General features: G+C 61.8%; 23 protein-coding genes. 3 read left to right on the top strand and 20 right to left on the bottom strand.

Going from position 1 to position 16,848, the window contains the following annotated elements; genetic code table 11:
• Positions 1-14: 14 nt before the first annotated feature.
• The 3 genes from msrA to ABIE04_RS00765 are packed head-to-tail and all read right to left on the bottom strand — an operon-like array spanning position 15 to position 1,259.
• Positions 15-524 (bottom strand): peptide-methionine (S)-S-oxide reductase MsrA, encoded by a 510-nt coding sequence (msrA, locus tag ABIE04_RS00775; RefSeq protein WP_354546695.1) that lies wholly within the window; start codon positions 522-524, stop codon positions 15-17.
• Positions 521-970, bottom strand: coding sequence for a peptide-methionine (R)-S-oxide reductase MsrB (gene msrB, locus ABIE04_RS00770; RefSeq protein WP_354549734.1), 450 nt, complete (start codon positions 968-970; stop codon positions 521-523). The genes msrA and msrB overlap by 4 nt, the downstream gene beginning before the upstream one ends.
• A 58-nt stretch (positions 971-1,028) precedes the next feature.
• A complete protein-coding gene (locus tag ABIE04_RS00765; protein WP_354546694.1) occupies positions 1,029-1,259 on the bottom strand; it encodes a helix-turn-helix domain-containing protein in 231 nt (76 codons plus the stop codon).
• A gap of 105 nt (positions 1,260-1,364) precedes the next feature.
• Here ABIE04_RS00765 and ABIE04_RS00760 point away from each other — a divergent pair, with 105 nt between their 5' ends.
• On the top strand, positions 1,365-1,658 hold the full coding sequence (locus tag ABIE04_RS00760; protein ID WP_354546693.1) for a hypothetical protein: 294 nt from the start codon (positions 1,365-1,367) through the stop codon (positions 1,656-1,658).
• A 36-nt stretch (positions 1,659-1,694) separates the two neighbouring features.
• Here the strand turns inward: ABIE04_RS00760 and ABIE04_RS00755 are convergent, their stop codons facing one another.
• The 4 genes from ABIE04_RS00755 to ABIE04_RS00740 all read right to left on the bottom strand — a co-directional run bounded on the left by ABIE04_RS00755 (position 1,695) and on the right by ABIE04_RS00740 (position 4,471).
• Positions 1,695-2,099: a hypothetical protein gene (locus tag ABIE04_RS00755; protein WP_354546692.1), complete on the bottom strand. Its 405-nt coding sequence runs from the start codon at positions 2,097-2,099 to the stop codon at positions 1,695-1,697.
• Between the two features lie 183 nt (positions 2,100-2,282).
• Positions 2,283-3,575, bottom strand: a complete 1,293-nt coding sequence (locus tag ABIE04_RS00750) for a zonular occludens toxin domain-containing protein (RefSeq protein ID WP_354546691.1) — start codon at positions 3,573-3,575, stop codon at positions 2,283-2,285.
• Between the two features lie 4 nt (positions 3,576-3,579).
• Positions 3,580-4,173, bottom strand: a complete 594-nt coding sequence (locus ABIE04_RS00745) for a hypothetical protein (protein WP_354546690.1) — start codon at positions 4,171-4,173, stop codon at positions 3,580-3,582.
• 7 nt (positions 4,174-4,180) lie between these two features.
• Positions 4,181-4,471 carry a hypothetical protein gene (locus ABIE04_RS00740; RefSeq protein ID WP_354546689.1) on the bottom strand — a complete coding sequence of 97 codons (291 nt, stop codon included), beginning with the start codon at positions 4,469-4,471 and terminating at the stop codon, positions 4,181-4,183.
• Between the two features lie 37 nt (positions 4,472-4,508).
• Between ABIE04_RS00740 and ABIE04_RS00735 the strand changes: the two genes are divergently transcribed.
• Positions 4,509-4,985 (top strand): hypothetical protein, encoded by a 477-nt coding sequence (locus ABIE04_RS00735; protein ID WP_354546688.1) that lies wholly within the window; start codon positions 4,509-4,511, stop codon positions 4,983-4,985.
• 383 nt (positions 4,986-5,368) lie between these two features.
• On the opposite strand, the gene ABIE04_RS00730 is transcribed toward ABIE04_RS00735, so the two are convergent.
• From ABIE04_RS00730 to ABIE04_RS00675, 12 genes are all read right to left on the bottom strand, one after another.
• Complete coding sequence (locus ABIE04_RS00730; RefSeq protein WP_354546687.1) at positions 5,369-5,893, bottom strand: hypothetical protein; 525 nt, start codon at positions 5,891-5,893, stop codon at positions 5,369-5,371.
• A 63-nt stretch (positions 5,894-5,956) separates the two neighbouring features.
• Entirely contained in the window at positions 5,957-6,169 is a 213-nt protein-coding gene (locus tag ABIE04_RS17740) for a hypothetical protein (protein WP_436410346.1), read from the bottom strand.
• Between the two features lie 33 nt (positions 6,170-6,202).
• Positions 6,203-6,454 (bottom strand): hypothetical protein, encoded by a 252-nt coding sequence (locus ABIE04_RS00720; RefSeq protein ID WP_354546686.1) that lies wholly within the window; start codon positions 6,452-6,454, stop codon positions 6,203-6,205.
• A gap of 33 nt (positions 6,455-6,487) precedes the next feature.
• Entirely contained in the window at positions 6,488-6,769 is a 282-nt protein-coding gene (locus tag ABIE04_RS00715) for a hypothetical protein (protein WP_354546685.1), read from the bottom strand.
• Positions 6,766-7,593, bottom strand: a complete 828-nt coding sequence (locus ABIE04_RS00710; RefSeq protein WP_354546684.1) for a rolling circle replication-associated protein — start codon at positions 7,591-7,593, stop codon at positions 6,766-6,768. The genes ABIE04_RS00715 and ABIE04_RS00710 overlap by 4 nt, the downstream gene beginning before the upstream one ends.
• Positions 7,586-7,855, bottom strand: coding sequence for a hypothetical protein (locus ABIE04_RS00705; protein WP_354546683.1), 270 nt, complete (start codon positions 7,853-7,855; stop codon positions 7,586-7,588). The genes ABIE04_RS00710 and ABIE04_RS00705 overlap by 8 nt, the downstream gene beginning before the upstream one ends.
• Positions 7,848-8,036, bottom strand: a complete 189-nt coding sequence (locus ABIE04_RS00700) for a hypothetical protein (protein WP_354546682.1) — start codon at positions 8,034-8,036, stop codon at positions 7,848-7,850. The genes ABIE04_RS00705 and ABIE04_RS00700 overlap by 8 nt, the downstream gene beginning before the upstream one ends.
• Positions 8,023-8,310: a hypothetical protein gene (locus ABIE04_RS00695; protein WP_354546681.1), complete on the bottom strand. Its 288-nt coding sequence runs from the start codon at positions 8,308-8,310 to the stop codon at positions 8,023-8,025. Before ABIE04_RS00695 ends, ABIE04_RS00700 begins: the two co-directional genes overlap by 14 nt.
• Positions 8,311-8,619: 309 nt before the next feature.
• Complete coding sequence (locus ABIE04_RS00690; protein WP_354546680.1) at positions 8,620-8,805, bottom strand: hypothetical protein; 186 nt, start codon at positions 8,803-8,805, stop codon at positions 8,620-8,622.
• A gap of 1,450 nt (positions 8,806-10,255) precedes the next feature.
• Positions 10,256-12,223, bottom strand: coding sequence for a M61 family metallopeptidase (locus ABIE04_RS00685; protein WP_354546679.1), 1,968 nt, complete (start codon positions 12,221-12,223; stop codon positions 10,256-10,258).
• A gap of 362 nt (positions 12,224-12,585) precedes the next feature.
• Positions 12,586-12,975, bottom strand: coding sequence for a DoxX family protein (locus ABIE04_RS00680; protein ID WP_354546678.1), 390 nt, complete (start codon positions 12,973-12,975; stop codon positions 12,586-12,588).
• Between the two features lie 90 nt (positions 12,976-13,065).
• Positions 13,066-13,938 (bottom strand): NmrA family NAD(P)-binding protein, encoded by an 873-nt coding sequence (locus ABIE04_RS00675; protein WP_354546677.1) that lies wholly within the window; start codon positions 13,936-13,938, stop codon positions 13,066-13,068.
• A gap of 315 nt (positions 13,939-14,253) precedes the next feature.
• Here ABIE04_RS00675 and ABIE04_RS00670 point away from each other — a divergent pair, with 315 nt between their 5' ends.
• Positions 14,254-14,712 (top strand): winged helix-turn-helix transcriptional regulator, encoded by a 459-nt coding sequence (locus ABIE04_RS00670; protein ID WP_354546676.1) that lies wholly within the window; start codon positions 14,254-14,256, stop codon positions 14,710-14,712.
• Positions 14,713-14,945: 233 nt separating this feature from the next.
• Here the strand turns inward: ABIE04_RS00670 and ABIE04_RS00665 are convergent, their stop codons facing one another.
• Positions 14,946-16,814, bottom strand: a complete 1,869-nt coding sequence (locus tag ABIE04_RS00665; protein ID WP_354546675.1) for a glycoside hydrolase family 2 protein — start codon at positions 16,812-16,814, stop codon at positions 14,946-14,948.
• Positions 16,815-16,848: the final 34 nt, after the last annotated feature.

Below are 16,848 nucleotides of genomic sequence, written 5' to 3'. Positions count from 1 at the left end.
CTGGCTTGCCGCCGTCAACCGGCGGCGTGGCGGCGGGGCAGTTTCCAGCCGGGCCGGATGAAGTGGCAGGTGTAACCGTCGGGGTAGTGTTCGAGGTAGTCCTGGTGCTCGGGCTCGGCCTCCCAGAAATCGCCGACGGGCGCCACCTCGGTCACCACCTTGCCGGGCCACAGGCCCGAGGCATCCACGTCGGCGATGGTGTCCTCCGCGATTCGTTTCTGCTCCTCCGACGCGTAGAAGATCGCCGAGCGATACGAACTGCCGCGGTCGTTGCCCTGGCGATTCAGCGTGGACGGGTCGTGGATCTGGAAGAAGAATTCCAGCAGCGCGCGATAGCTGATCCGTGCGGGGTCGAACACGATCTCGATCGCCTCCGCGTGGCTGCCATGGTTGCGATAGGTTGCGTTCGGCACGTCGCCGCCGCTGTAGCCGACGCGGGTCGAGACGACGCCGTCCTGGCGGCGAATCAGGTCCTGCATGCCCCAGAAGCAGCCGCCAGCCAGGACGGCGCGTTCGGTCGTCATCGCACGTCCTCCACCTGGTCCAGATAGGCGCCATAGCCTTCGGCTTCCATATCGTCGCGATGGACGAAGCGCAACGAGGCCGAGTTGATGCAGTAGCGCAATCCGCCGCGATCGGCCGGGCCATCGGGGAAAACGTGGCCGAGATGGCTGTCGCCATGCATTGAGCGCACCTCGGTGCGGATCATGCCGTGCGAGGCGTCGCGCCGTTCGTTGATGTGGGCCGGCTCGATCGGCCGGGTGAAGCTCGGCCAGCCGCAGCCCGATTCGAATTTGTCGGATGAGGCAAACAACGGCTCACCCGACACGATGTCGACGTAAATGCCCGGTTCCTTGTTGTGCAGGTATTCGCCGGTGCCGGGACGTTCCGTGCCGTTCTGCTGGGTCACCCGATGCTGCTCGGGGCTGAGACGCGACAATGCATCGGGGTTTCTGGCGTAGCGGGACATGTCGGGCCTCCCTTGGTTCGTTTCAGTCTGCATGAAGATGGCTGTCGCCGCGCCCAAATCAAGCCCGGTATGCACCTAGGTCGCCACAACGCAACAGGCGCAGCAGCCGTACGGTAGACCATGGCACACGGTGGCGACCGGTTTCCCAATGCCGCACCGTATGCAGCGAAACTCCGAGGTACGCGGCGCAGGCCTTGCGGCTCAGGGCGCAACTGTGGCGCAATTCAAGAAAGTCCGCGGGGGAGATGTACCAGCGGCGTACGGGGCGGCGTTTGGTCGTGTTCTTCATCAGGTTCTGTAATTTTACATAATATACATTATGCGAAATTAGCAATTGCGCTTATCCTTGCCCTCGCGGCATATGCCGCATGGGAATCCAAGGAAAAAGAAAGACATGCGCGGATTTTGGAGCGTTAAGAACTGGCGTCTGGATGGCGACGCCCTGCTGATGCCGAACGGCCAGCACCTGCCGCTGAAACACGTCCTACAGTGGCGACGTGACCTGATCGAAGGAAACGCCGACCTGACAGGCAAATGGTCAGGCTGGCGAATCAGGCAGCAATGGTTGATTCCGCCAGGTGGAACCATGAGACGCGGACGGATCGCCCAGCATGTACTGGCACACGATATCCGCATGCACGAATGGTCATCGCAAGAAATCAGCCAACGGCAACTAAAACTGTTCTGACAGATCGGGCGAGCCGCACGAACCGGACCGCCCGATCTACTTCAGCAGAAGACCCCGAGAATCACACCGCACAGGACGGCCACCGACCCCCACGGCCTGCCGGTACGAAGAACCATCGACCAGGAACACAAAGCCGCCGTGGCACTCCTCGCCGGGCATGAGCGGCGGACCGGACGAAGGAGGCGCGGAGCGAGCCGCCAGAACGACCGCAGGGGCTTGCACAATGGCAACAGCGGAAGAAACCGGCGTATCAAGCTCGCGGGCATGCTGAAAGATGTAGCGATACATTGGCAACGTGGCCAGCACCAACACCGCCGCAATGGCGTAATACGTCCCTGCCCGCATGATTCCCCCGAATCGACCATCCACACCGGCAGCATACCGCACGCACAGACAAGCACGGCAGGCGACATCGCGCAGCGCTTTGCGGGTGACTGTCATCGGTCAGCCAAAGCACTGAAAAGCAGGTTTAGCGGGAAAAGGTTTGTACCTGCGGGATCACTGGCGAGGAAGTGCGGGCAGGATTGGCCACACATTCCAGATGGACTACTCCCCTGCCCTTAGAGACGCGCTCCCGCGCTCGGCCCGTTGGGCCAAAGAGCTGGCCAAGACGACACCTGCCCGCTATCTACCAGCCCAGCTACTTGCACCCGGACCCTGAACGAGTTCGGGAGGCGTGTACACGTCAGGGATAGCCCGTTTATGCCACTGGGTGGACTCAGGCGCCTGCGCGACAGTACTACCCCGCCCCTGATCCACCTGCGCCACCGGATCGCCAGCAGGAGGCACGGCAGGCACGTCCAGCGGCCATGCCGTGACCACCATCGAAGACTTGCCCGCCGACAACGTAACGCCGTAGCCATGCACCGACACCGAGACGCCCAGCTCGCGCAACTGATCGAGCGTCAGACGGTCGAGGACCGCACCGGCATCCTGGCGCCACTCCACCACGCCAGCCACCGGACGGCCCGGCATGGTGACCGTACCGGCCAGCCGCGCGCGCGCTTTGTCCGACAGGTCGAACACGTACGCCTGCCCGTCTTTCAACTCGGCGTGCGACTTGTGCGCCAACGCCTCCACCGACGCACCCGCATGCGGCAACACCTGCCCGGTATCCAGGGAAGCGACAGCAGGCGAGCGTGACACAGGCGCAGGCGGCGCCGACTTCGCCAGCCCCGAGTCAGGCCCAAAAAACGATGTGAACTGGTAGACAGCCAACGCGACCAAGGGAACAACAAAAATGGCGTACTTGAAAATCTTGCGCCAGACCGTAGTGCCGCCAGCCTTGTAAACCGAAACGTTGCTTGAACCCTTTGCATACCCCCGATAAAGCGGAAAAATCGCCGGATCGTAGGAGAACGTTTCAACACCGATTTTTTCGAACTTCTCAGGCGCGAGCGAGTGATACCGCGTGACGTTGTACTTGCCATCCATGCCGACCGCCGTCAGCTTCTGGAAACTGTTCTTGCGCTCGATCCGACCACGCACCGACGAATGAAGGCGCTTGTAAAACTGGGTCATCAACACCACGTCGCCGCCGTTCTGGCCGATCAACGCGAAGAATTCTTCAATCGCCGGATTGATCGCCTCACGACTCGCAACGTAGAAGCCATGGCACTCATCGATCACGCACAACGAGTCCTGCAAGTGCGGCGGAATCTTCCAATCGCCGTCCTCATTCTGGACGGCCAAAAACTTGCCGCGCACCTCTTTGCTTGTGAGGTGCACCAGGCGCTCATCCAACGTCGCCGTGTCCATCTTCAGATAGTCGGCAATCGCTTGCCGCTTGTCCGCTTCGTCCAGGCCATTGAGCCGCGCGTAGACCGTCCGGCCCGCCGTTAGAGCCGGAAGAATGTGATTTTTCATCACGTCATACGACTTGCCCGAGCGCGGAATTCCCTCATTGAAAACAATCACAGGATCACCACTGGAAAAGGGTCAGGAACTTGCGCAGCAGCCGGAAGGCGTAGCCCGCCCCGATCAGCGCCAGCGCGGCAGGAATTTGCAACTTGGCCATGAAGAACCCCGCGATAGGACCGGCCTGCCCAAGAAGGTTGCCCATGGAGTTATTGGCAATCCAGTCAGGAACAGGGATCGACGCAATCGCCAGCGCCACCACGCCAAGCACGGACGCAAAGGCATACGTCACCAGGTCCTTGAAGAACTGCGCAATCGCGGCGAAGAAGGTATTGAACGCGTACGACAACCAACCCGTAATACGCGACAGCCAGCCGGTCCCCGTAGTCTGCGCGGGCATCCCGGTAACCTTGCCAAAGCCACGACCGAGCGAGCCAAGCGGCGCCGTCGTCAGCGTGCCGGAACCCGTCAAGCAAGTCTGCTGGGTGCTGCCCTTCACCGTGACGCAGGTCGAACCGTTGGAACCAATGGAACCGTCAGAGCAGACGATCACGCCGGACACCAGCGAGCAGCCCGTAGGGATCGTGCCATCAGCCCGGGCCGCAGGCGCGTACGTCACAGCGCCCAGGCCAAACAGACCCAGCAGCACGACGAACACGGATACCTCAATAGATCGCAATACGGAACGCACTGAACGCCCCCACGGCAAGCACCATGTAACCAGCGAGCGCCAACAGCGCCAGCATCCCGTCCGCACAGAAGAAATCGAAACTGAACCCGGCCTGCCCCCAGTACTTGTTGCCAGGAATGTGCCACGTAGGGCATGCGCCGCCGATCCCCGACGCGCTGAAGAAACCGGACGCAGACGACATGATGGGAGAGGCAGACACCTGGGCCTTGAAGTCGCCATACACACTCGCCGGAGTGTCCGTGCCCGGCGTGTACATCTGGCCCATATTTCCGTCCGCATTCCCCACATCGCAGGCACCGCCCGTGCACTTGGTGGCGGTCGAGGATGCCGAAGCCGGCGTGTCGGTACGCGTGGAGGAAGTGCCCGTCGTTACGCCGGTCGAATTGCCCGACCCCGTGCCGGAACCATCGCCCGTGGTCGTCGTCGTGCTGGTGCTGGTCGTCGTGCTGCTGCTGGACGATGCCGGATTGTGCGTAGTGCTTGCCGTGTTGGTCGAGTTATTAGCACTGGACGAAGAAGAAGCAGGAGCTAAAACGGGACCTGGACTGGACGTAACACACTTGCCGCTGATCGGATCACAGAAGGTTTTAGAGCCGTCCGCATTTACCGTCTCGGTCGCTTTCGCAGGAACCACACCGAGCTTAGGCGTACCTTGGGCCGGGCAAGAATTGCCGGTAAGCATTTGCGCGCCCGAATTAGGTCCGCCCAGAACAAAGGACATCTCGCATTGTGTCGTGCCGGACGTACACGCCTCACCCGTCAGCGAGGATTGCGTGTAATTCGTACCAGGAGCAACAATCTGGCCAGCAGTGCAACCGTTAGGCGGGACATAAACATACGGAAAGCCGGTCGCGTCGTGACATGCCCCCGACGCTTGACACGCAACAGCCACATATAGGCCTGATCCGTTCGCCTGCAAACCACGGTCTTCGCAGCGCTTAGTAGGATAAGCGGTCAACGTCGGAAGATATGCGGCGCACGATGCAGCAGCACCAGCCCGATCAGCAGCCGAAGCGGTACGAGGAAACGAAAGGCAACCCGCAAGACAAATAAGCAGCGCGAACGCAAAACGTAAACCCGCAAAACGACTAGTCATGGTTGAATCCCGCAGCTGCCGCCCAAGCACAAAGCGCACCGAGGAACCCGCAAAAAAGATTCATGATCACAACCGGCCCCCATCTTCGCGGCGACGTTCCTCAGCCCACTCGAATTCGTCCCATTCATCTTCCGTCCATTCCGACATGGGCTTCTCTTCGGGGTCGGGCGCTTCCAGGAGAAGCGGTTCATCGTCCTGCTCATCGAGCGGCGTATCGTCCTCGCAGTCCAACTCCAAAACGTCATCATCATCAGGGTCTAGCGCGTCCGCAGAGAACTCCGCGTCAGGCGCCGATGCATTTGCATCACGACCACGCGCCGCCCAAAAATTATCGTCCCATTCCATGGTTCCCGGCTCGCCACCCACAGGCGCACCGCCAAAGAACCCGGCGACTTTGCGAACGATGAAGACGACGAACAGCACGCCCGCGAGAATCACCGCCACCGCGATCAGCGAGCCGATTACCGGCGCCTTGTCAATCAAAGAAAACGCGTCCTGCCCGGCCTGATTGGCCGTATACGTGCCCGAGCAAGGACCGCCCGAGACGGAGGCACCGCCGATACCGCAAGGTGGCAATTGTTGATCTGGCATAGCCGTCCATCCCGCTGAAAAAGTAACGGGCGAGGAAGTCCCCCGCCCGTTGGTGTCACACGATCAGCCGAAGAAGCGCGCCACTTTCTTGGTGGCCCACTTGGCGAAGCCGACGCCGGCGAGGATCACACCCGCACCCACCAACGCCGTGATGGCCGTGCTGCTGTCCAGACCCGTCAGGATGGACGAGAAGTCCGGACCGATGGCGAACGCGTTCACCGAAACCACCGCCGCACCGGCCAGCAGGGATGCCACCAAGGTCTTTGCCTTGTTCATAAAATCACCTTTTGATTGATCGACCAAAATTGGTCATTTGTCATCGAACATCGAAACAACGGCCCCAACGCAACGCGCAGCCAGATACATCACCATCACCAGGCCCCACGCTCCGAAGAACCACCCCAGCGCCTGGTCAGAAGTCGGGGCCGAAAAAGCGTCCTGGACTACCTGATAAACGCCGTATTCGCTCCCCGACACCAGCACGTAACCCGTGCACTCGCCCACGGTCTGACCCGTCGGGGTCAGGGTTCCGTCAGCATTAAGCACTACGCATTGAGCCATGAGAACAAATCCTTTCAGCCGTATAGACGGCTATTACTTGGAAGCCTGCGGAACCTGCTGCGGCTTGTTGATCTGCGGCAGCGGCACCAGCACCGCCCGGCTCATGGTCAGACGGCCATTGGTGACGGCGAACGATTCCGGCGCGAGCGTGTATTCACCCGGAGCAAGCTGCTTGCCCGGATCAAGCGTGAGCTGAAACGCAGTCGGCAGACCGTCGATTTCCAGCACCGCCCACTGCTTGATACGCTGGCGCGTGACGCCTTCCCAGGTGGACTCGAACGGCTCCACGGCTTTGTTGAGTACGTTGATTTTCATGCTGCTAACTCCGTTGGTTGTTGATCGATCCGATAAGCCCACACTTGCCCGCCAGCGCCCACCACCACGCGCCACGGAGACGGCAAGAACTCCCCCGTGAATTTGTCCATGTACCCGCCCGACACCTTGCGAATGTCCGCCCGGCCCGTCAGTGCGTCGCGTACCCACATCGGCGCCTGCCAATAGCGAACGTGCCGCCGCCCTTCTGGCTGCAAACCGCCGTGACCACACATCCGCGCACCACGCGGGTAATTCCGCGCCTGATCCGCCGTCGTCTTGCTGGCGTACTTCGTGATGTAGCCAATCGGCGACTGAGCCGTAACGATGTTGGTCATACCGTGCGGCCACCAACCCTGCGCATCGGCGTGCGGCAGGAACTTGCCTTTCGGGAGCCACACCACGACGTGGTAATGCAGCGCGCCTCGCTTCTGAAGCTCAGCAACCCACACGTAACGCAGACGGACACGACGTCGAGCGCACCACTCACGCATGGCTTTCCGAAACGCTGAAAAATGCCCCGGTTCCCAGCCGTCAACGTCCGCATAGGTCAGCGTGATGAATTTCTTGTTCCACAGGCCCGCATTGCGTTCGGTATGCGCGTCGAAATGCAGCAAGCGGGCAGCGTGACCAACAGCGGTCTTCATACGCTTAATGCGCGATGCTTCCCGGTTCACTACCAACCGTTCGCGAAGCGGCCGCTTTTCCTGCCCTACGTTCCCCTTCGTGTCACTTGTTGCATTAGTGATAAACCCCAGGGCCAGCGGCTCCGCGTCGCTTCGCTCCGCGGAGGCGCTGGCCCTGCTGAACTGGCAAATATCACCCATGCCATTTACTCCGGGCGATATCCAGAAACGGCGCACTGATCGCGGCGTCCTGCTGGTTGCGGGTAGCCCAATACAGGCGCGTATGACGCACGTCGAGCGCGTCAGCGGCATCGAGCATGTGAAACACGCCGTCATTGCAAATCGCACCGTTGGCGAAGCCTGCCGGGTACAGATCGAACGCTTCGACACCCATGCCAGCAGGCGGATCACGAGGCGCCGGGTACCCAAGCGGCGGGTACTTGCCGAGATAAAGCCTATTCATCGGAACCAGCCATGTCCGCAGCGGTTTCGAGGTTGTCCGCCAGCGAGTCAGCCGTAATCGACAGCACGAAATGCAACGCCTGCTGACCATGCGACTCGGCGCGATCACTCAGCGCGCGCAGACACGCCAGAACACGACTGGTCTCGGCCATCAACACCGGCCCGGTTTCACCCGTCAACATGAGGACACTCCAAACCGACCCGTTGAAGGGCCAGATGAATGAAGGAATACGACTGTTCGGATTGAGCGAACGGCACCGGCCTGCCCTGCTGGGCGAGCCATTCACGATGGATCGAATGTGCGTCCCACTTCGTCAGCTCGCGACGCAGCGAAAGCGGCACTTCACCGCCCGCTTTGCAGATCATCGATATGGCCGTCCGAATGCCATTTCGCATGCCCTCGGCATAGACCATGCCCGCGTCAGCTTCGACGGTCGTGGACTGGCGCGCGGTCACTGCTCGCCCCGATGCGCGATCCACAAAACCACGCGCGTCACTTGGCGCCCGAACTCACGCAAGCCGAGGAAGAACACGTAGACAGCCAGGAGAGACAGAACGACTTGCATCACGACCCCCACACCGTGCGGTCATACGCACGCGACCAGCGCCGCCAGGTGCGGCAGCGGCGACGAAGGAAAAGGAGAACGCCACGACCGGATAGCGCGCCGACCAACGCACCGAAGTAGCAAGCGCAGAAGGAACCGACGAGGCCGGCGAGCCACAATGCACGAATAACCTGCACAACCTGATCGACTGTGACGGTACTCATGCCCGTGCACCGAGCATCAGATCAGCCGCGCGTTCCAACATCGGCGCGCGTTGAGCAGCGACCAATTGAGCCAACCGGAACGCAGACAGCGCCGCGTCCTGTTGCGCGTGCGACCGATGCTCTTTGCGCATGGCCTGGTCAATCCGCTGTTCCTCAGCGGTCATAGGCTGGGTGTGCCTCATACCACGCTCCCGACGTTGGCGAGGGCGGCGCGCCACCGCTCCCATTTCACAAGGGGTACGTGGTAAGGGGTGAGGCCGCTACTCGCTCCGTTGTATGCAGCGATTTGCGCGCTGATTTCGATCAGCTCCGCCACGGCGGCGTGCACGTCATACGACAGAGCGTCGCTGTCGCAGGCCGCTCGAATCTTAGCCAGCACATCCATCGACCCGCTCACAGCGGCAGCCCCGGACAGACCATGGAACGTTCCGCCGCCCTGCCCTTGCCGTACCGCAGGGGAACAGACGACAAAGCCAAGCGATGTGCGGTCGCAGGGCGGCGGAAACTCGGGGAAATCGGGTAGCCAGTGCAACCGGCCAAATTCGACCGTAGACGAGCATTGAGCTTGGCGAGCCGGTAAACCACGACTACGAGCCAGAACAGCGCGAGGAGGAACGGGATTGCGGCGAGAACGTACATTTGAAGCCCCTGTCACGTCGAGAACCGCTCGACATGGGGCGCATGTATAGTAGTCCTCGACACCGCATGTCAAGGAGTACTCGACGTGAACGCAACAATTAAATTGCTTGACAAGTACCGTGAATCGTGCTCGCTAGCGTCAGACAACGCCGTTGCAATCAAGCTCGGGCTAAGCCGTTCGACGGTAAGCCTATGGCGTGGCGCGAAGGGCCACCCGGAAGCCGACAGTGTAGAAAAAATGTGCAGCGCCATCGGCGAGCCGCTACGCCAGTGGCTACCCCTAATCGAAGCGGAACGCGCCCGATCCCCCGCTGTCAGAAAGGTGTGGCTTCGACTTGCGCAAGCCGCAGCCGGGTTCGCAATGATCTACCTGTTTAGCCGTCTAGACGTCCATACGGCAGGCGAGAACTTAGCATTTTTGCCGCTGGCGTTTATACATTATGCGAAATTACAGAAGGTGCGCCGGTGCCTCTGGCTGATCTCCCCTGGGGGTTTTGACTCCCGTAGCTAGGTCCTGTTGCACGTACCGATTTATCCTCAACCAACGCGCTACCTCTACTCAAATGGCGCGGACAATCATCCGCATGTTGCAACTGCTGCGCTCAAATATCCCCAGTATCCACAACGGTTGTGACTCCCGTAGCTAGGTCTGACCACAAGCGGCAGATGGACTGCGCCAGTCCGGCATCTAGGCATGTACCAATGTCACCAACTGCGCCATCAAATGCATCAGTGATTTGTAGAATCGGCAGCTGCTTCTGCGCAGCGAAGGCGGAGACTCTGTGAAGAGGCAGGTGGAGGCCAGTGGCTTTGCCGGCATTGCCGACGCCAGAACCACAAGCGGCTTGGGTTCACACGAGTGAACGTGCCGCAATCAAAACCGGAGAACTCCCCTGCCCGGCATGTCTTCGCCGATCGCCTTCACGTTCAACTCGATGGGTCGCAGAAACAGACCTGGATGTCGATCGCCGTCGACTCAACCTACCCGCTGGCTCAGCGCGCATCGAGCAAACTGGAAAGTCGATCGGGCGTGCCGGGAATGCGCTGCAGCGAGGGATAGTGCAGGGTTCCCCGATAGGTCAACGAAGCCGTCCGGATTCGACCATCATTAATGAAAGTGAGCGTTATCGGCACATCTCCGGCTCGCTTCACGGCAGCGTTGATGGCGGCTAGGGAGAAAGGATTGCCATCGACGGCCTTGATCCTGGTGCCGGGAGCGATGCCGGCCCTGAACGCCGGGCCTTCCCATACGACCGAGCTGGCCACGCCGTCCGGCTGTACCTGAAGCCCGATCGAATAGTCGAGATTGCTGACGCCGGCATCCGCTTCATCCTGGCGAAACGTTTCGCTTGGCGTGTCGGTGTAGACAAGCTGCCAGCCTGCACGCGCCAGCCCGGCCGTCGCCTCGGCATCGTCGTGGGTGTCAAGATGGCGTTGCAGAAAGTTGGTCCAGTCGTTCGCCGCGACGGCGTTGAGCACAGCGCAGATGTCCTGGAAGGTATACGTGGAAATGACGCCTTGCTCCCCCCTGGCCGAAAAAAAGCGCTGGGCGAAGTCGTCGAGGCTGCGCTTGCCGTGGCTCAACTGGCGCAGGCGCGCGTCCACGTCGAGCCACAACAACACGCCTTCGGGGTAGTAGTCCTCCCGGCGCTGCCAATCGCGCCACGCCACGTGATGCCCGGCCATGTAGGAAGCGTCATTCGCGCTGTCCGCAAGGGTTTTCCAGGCCCTGCCCCGGCGATGGGCGACGAGCGCCGCATCGAGGGCCAGCTTGTCCAGAATCTGCTGGCGCGAGCGCAAGCCGGCGCGGGCAGCGAGTACGCGCCCCCAGAACTCCGTTTGCCCTTCATAAACCCAGAGCAGGCTGCCGTCGACGGGCGTATTGAAATCGGCTGACCACAGGCCCGCAGGCTGACGGCTGCGGCCATTCCAGGCATGCACCAGTTCGTGTGCGATCAGGTCCTTGTTGTTGAGCTGGGCAGCGCTGTCGGTGAAATAGTCGGCCGGCATGTTGTTCTCGCCCTCCTCGAGGTGTTCGATGCCGCCCCCTGGCGACAATTCATCGCTCAGCGACAGCAACGCATCGTAGTGGCGGTACGGAGCGGCTCCGAAGACCTTGAGGGTTTGTGCAACGAGCAACCTGAGTTTGGATAGATCGCTCTGGGCGACCACGAGGTCCGATGGCGCGTCGGCGAGCACGTCGAGCCGGACCGGCGCAGCCGTTTCCGTCGAAAGCATGAATTGGCGCCGGTAGCGACCCGCATAGACTGGTGCGTCGACCAGCTTGTCCAGCGTGGTGCGCGAGAAGGTAAACAGGGGGCCGTCATGGCGTCCGGTCGTGAGCGCAGTAAAGACCTGCATGCCTGGCGCCAGCGTGACCGAGGCATCCACCGGGATATCGCGCACATACCAGCCCGCGGGATAAAGCAGCAATCGCTGCCACTGCACGTCAACCATGTCAGTCCGCAACAGTGCGGCACGCTGCGGGGCAAGAAACTGGAAATCGAGGGCAATCGTTTGCGCGCCGTTCGGCACATTGATGCGGAAGGAATGACTATGGGTCGGATCACGATGCCAAGCCGTTCGATGCCCATCGATGTGCACGACCAGTCCGGTGAGTTCGATCGCCGATACAGTCGGTGCATGGCTGCCCGTCTCCCACTGGGGATAAAGCAGGACCATGTCGCCCGGGTGCTGCACCGGGATCGTCTCGTGCATGACGAAGATCTGGTGATCCGTGTCCGTGGCGGTGACGGCCAAAGTCATTGCACCGTGGAACGGTTGGTCGCGAGGTGGAGGAAGCGACGCCAGGGGTGCAACGGCCATGGGCCCGGTGGAGGCGAGCGTCGTGTTCGGCCAAGACGATCCAGCCAACATCAATAAGGCGATCGCCAGCACAACCGGTGCCCGAGCGGGATGTGCGACACGATGTGGCTTCGCGCCAGTCACGATTCTCTGCATGGCCTTCCATCTCGGGTTGCAGTGCTGGGTGGGACCAAGGAATTGTGATTTCAAACGATCCTACCTTCGGGCAGCTTTCACACGGCGACCAACAGTCGCTGATCGGCCAGGAAGGGACGGTCACCGGCCTGCCGGTGGATACTTGCTCGTCCAATCGTCTATACGAAGCCGAGGGCCATAACCCCACCATCAACAGATAGATCGACACCTGTTACATATGCCGAGTCAGCCGAAGCAAGGAAGAGCGCGGCACCTGCGAACGTTCGCCCCATGGATCGGAGCGCCGCCTTGCTTGCTGCGTATACCGAGTTGTTGGGCATCGCCATCGCGTCCCGGGCAGTCTGGTTGAAGACCGCCACGATCTATATGTCCGGGTGCCGGCTGTACTGATCGATCGCTGGTGGCGCCACCCGCTTGCGCCAACTCATCCAGCCGACCACAAGTGCCAATGTCGCCGCGACGAGTGGCGGCACAGCGTGCCCGTACTCGCCGTGAAGGATGACGGTCGCGAGAGCGGCAAGCATGACGGTGCAGCCGAGCGCCGAACCTAACAGGCGACTCGGTGCCCGGAAAAGCAGAATGGCAGTAGTGAGTTCCAGTGACCCGGTCACGAAATGGAACCAGCGCGGATACCCCCACTTCAGGTATTCCTGGTAGATGGATTCCGGGGCGAAGATGTTGCTGAGTGAACCCACGACGAAGAAAGCGGCAAGAGCCAAGGGTAAAACTTGGCGCCAGGAGATTCTGGACATTGGCACGACCTCAGATGATGAGTTTGCTGCCGATGGGACGCGACCTTCGGGGTAGACTCCGAAAGCCGCATCGACGGCTGATCCGCGGACCTATGCTGTAGCGGCCTTCTGCGCCGCCGCGAAGACATCGCGGGCAGATGTCGCACCTGGGACGTGCTCTGTACCTTCGATGCCGAGGTCCATCCCTCCCGCGTTGACGGCCTCATACATCGCTTCGGCCGGGCCAGACTGGCCTTTCGGAATGCCGAACTGCTCGAATGCACCCGGCCAATCGGCCCGCGGCACGGCAACGGCTTTAACGTCGAGCTTCATCACTTCACCCAATTGCGCCGCGACTTCATCCGCGCTCACCATCGATCCGAGTTCGATGGCCCGATGCCCCGACCATGCCGGTCCGCTCAGAAGCGTTGCGATCTCGGCACCGATGTCGTCAGTGGCGACCATGGTCGATTTCCGATTTGTCGGGTTGTAGAAGACGGGCAGCGCGCCACCCTGGGCGACGTGCAAGCCGTAAAGGAAGTTTTCATAAAAACCGCCGGCTCGCACGTAGGCGATCGGCAATGTCAGGTTGCGAAAGCCCTGCTCCAGAAGCGACAGAGCCGTGATCAGTCCCATCCCGCTGGTTCGGTTCGCGCCCATCGACGAAAGCGCGACGACCCGCGGCACCGGCGCCTTGGTGAGCGCCTCGACATAGTTCGCGATGACACCCTTGGCTTCCTTGAAATTCGGCCCGGGGGCCCAGATGGGAGGCAACATGAGAAACGCGCCGTCGACGCTCTCGAGCGCCCGCTGGATGGCGGCCGCATCGTTCCAGTCTCCGGCGACCAGTTCGACGCCCTGCTCCGCCCAGCTTGCCGCCTTCGCGGGGTCTCGGACCAGCGCGCGCACCTTCTTGCCTTGCGCCAGCAGATGTCTTGCCGTCGCGCCGCCAACTTTTCCCGTAATTCCCATCACTAAAAACATGAGCGTTCTCCTGAATCTTTCGGATTTCTGTACGTGAGTAAGGGCCAACTAACAGGCAGGAATTCCTACCGATAGCGTTAGAGGTATGTGTGATCCAAAGCCATAACCCTGCTCAATCGTCAGACGGCGAGGCCGCTCCGAGCGCGATCCGCCTGTATGCCGGAGCCAGTGACGAGAAAGCGGGCGGGAACAGATGGGGACACGGAGACTCGGTGGGCGGGAGACGTGTTGCTTGGGGTAGGTCTACTATAGAGACCGCTGCCGCGCGCTGTAAGGAGGCAGTTTTTTGTAACCAGCGATCTCGAGGAATTCCGCATGAGCAACGCATCGAGGGCAATCGAAAGATTCAGCCGATATCCGTTGGGCGAGTCCCAGTCCGTCCACTGCCCAGTGCGCGACGTGCTCGACCGTATCGGCGACAAATGGAGCATGCTCATGATCATGGCTCTCGCGATGCGACCGCACCGCTTCAGCGAGCTTCACCGCGCTGTCAATGACATTTCCAAGCGCATGCTCACCCAGACCTTGCGCGATCTGGAGCGCGATGGACTGATCACCCGCCATGTCTTCCCGACCAAGCCGCCGGGCGTTGAATATCGGTTGGCCCCGCTGGGCCACTCGTTGCTGGAACCGATGGCTGGCCTCATCGATTGGGCGGATCGTTGCCATGGCGACATCCATGCTGCACGCGCCCGCTTCGATGGCACGCCCGGCGATGCCGCACGTCAGGCTTTTTCTACTCGATCGAAGGTGAGCACCAACCGGCAAGGGTGATCCACTCAAACCGGCACGTTGTTCGCTCCCTACCAGCACTCATCGCTGAAGACAGGGCTTCCGGAAAGCAGGCGTTCGCGACCGCCTAAGCAAAGAGACGTAATCACCATGCCCGGCGTCCACCTTTAGTCGAGTGCGGCCCGCAACATGAAGGTCCGGCATGAGATGCCGTCGTGTACGGCGCGCGAGCTATCGGATGATCGGTAACCTCATCGAACCGCCACGCGCCGGCCTCAGGGTTGCCCGCCTGCGCGTGTCGTCGCCTCATTGATCGCGCGGACCTTGGCTTCGTCCACCTTCTCGATCTTGCGGTCGTAGGTGAACAGGCCGTTGTGCTCGCCCTCGACATCGGTGATCTGGGTGTAGACGCTTCCGGACATGCCCTTGGCCACGCCTTGGTCGCGCAGCACCGTGGTATTGGCGACGTAGCCGGCGGTCAACGCTGCGCGGTCCTTCACTGCGCCGTAGGGGTTGATCGGCGTGTTGGGCCAGATATGGCCGGGAATATCCAGGGTCAGGCCGCCGTGCTCGCCGTCGATGGCGGCGCGTTCCGCATCCGGGCTGGGCAGGCCGGGGCCCTGGTACTCATGCACGTCATAGACGTCGCCGGCGTGCGGATCGCCCTTGGTGTCGCAGCAGTTGGCGCCGCTGCGCGCATCGACCAGGCGCGAAGGGTCGAGTTGCTTGATCTGCGCGGCCAGCTCGGCGGCGGCCGGAATGCTCCACTGGCCCCAGCCCTCGTTGAACGGGATCCAGCCGATGATCGAGGTTTCGCCCGCAAGCTGGTCGACGATGGCCGAGACGTCGGCGCGGAAGCTGGCCTTGTCGGCGGCGCTGAGCTTGTCGTTGCGCCCGGTCGGCAGCGCCGGCATGTCCTGCCATACCATCAGGCCGATGCGGTCGGCCCAGTAATACCAACGCGCCGGCTCCACCTTGATGTGCTTGCGGATGGTGTTGAAGCCCAGGTCCTTGGTCTTCTGTATGTCGAACTTGAGCGCCGCGTCGGTGGGCGCGGTGTAGATGCCATCCGGCCAGTAGCCCTGGTCCAGCGTGGCCAGCAAGAAGGTCGGCTTGCCGTTCAGCACGATGCGGTTACGCCCGCCGACCTTCTCGACGGCGATGGTGCGCAGGCCGGCATAGCTGGTCACCTCGTCGCGTTGATCGCCCTGCATGAGCGTGGCCTTGAAGGTGTACAGGAACGGATCCTTCGGGCTCCACAGGCGCGGATGCGCGATGGCCAGATGCAGCGGTTGGCCGGCCGGTCCGCTCGCCTCGCCCACCGCCTTGCCATCCGCGTAGGCGGTGACATGCAGCGTGGCGCCCTCGCCGCGACCGTCCAGCTTCGAAGTGACGGTGAAGGCGTCTCGGCTGCGTGCCGGGGTGAAGTTCAGTTGCGCCAGGCTGGTGGCCGGCACCGGTTCCAGCCACACCGATTGCCAGATCCCCGAGGCCGCGGTGTAGAAGATGCCTTCGGGTTTCAGACGCTGCTTGCCGACCATCACGTTGGCGCCGTCCACCGGTGCATGCACGGCAACGATGATCTCCTGCGGGCCGTGAGGGCGAAGCGCCGGCGTGATGTCTGCGCTGAAGGACGTATAGCCGCCGGCATGGCGTGCCACCTGCGTGCCGTTGACGTATACCGTGGCGTCGTGGTCCACCGCGCCGAAATTCAGTCGCACGTGCTGGCCATGCGCGGTGAAGGCAGCCGGGATATCCACCAGCCGGCGGTAGAACATGAAGTCCGCATGCTTTTGCACGCCCGAGAGCACCGACTCGATCGGATACGGCACCAGCACCTGCCCCTTCAGCGTCTGGCCGAACGGCGGCTTGCCCTGCCCGCCATCCGGCGCGTATTGCCACAGCCCGTTGAGGCTCATCCATTGCGGATGCTCCAGGGACGGGCGCGCCAGCTGCGGGCGCGGGTACTCGGGCAACGCGTTGCGGGGCGACACCTCGGCCGTCCACGGCGTCGCCAAGGGTGCCACCTTGCCGTTCCAGACGGCTGCCTGCTCTGGCGCCGCCATCGCTATCGAGGCGAAGCTCATCGCCATGGCCACGCCTATCAAGATGCCGGCGCCACCTACCCTGCTGTTTCCCGTCATTCGCCCTTCCTCATCAGACGTTCCCTGCGCTTGC

The organism is Rhodanobacter soli (assembly GCF_040548735.1).
Taxonomy (GTDB): Bacteria; Pseudomonadota; Gammaproteobacteria; order Xanthomonadales; family Rhodanobacteraceae; genus Rhodanobacter; species Rhodanobacter soli_A.
The sequence above is the reverse complement of the archived record's forward strand: the minus strand, read 5'-3'. Positions and strand labels throughout refer to the sequence as shown.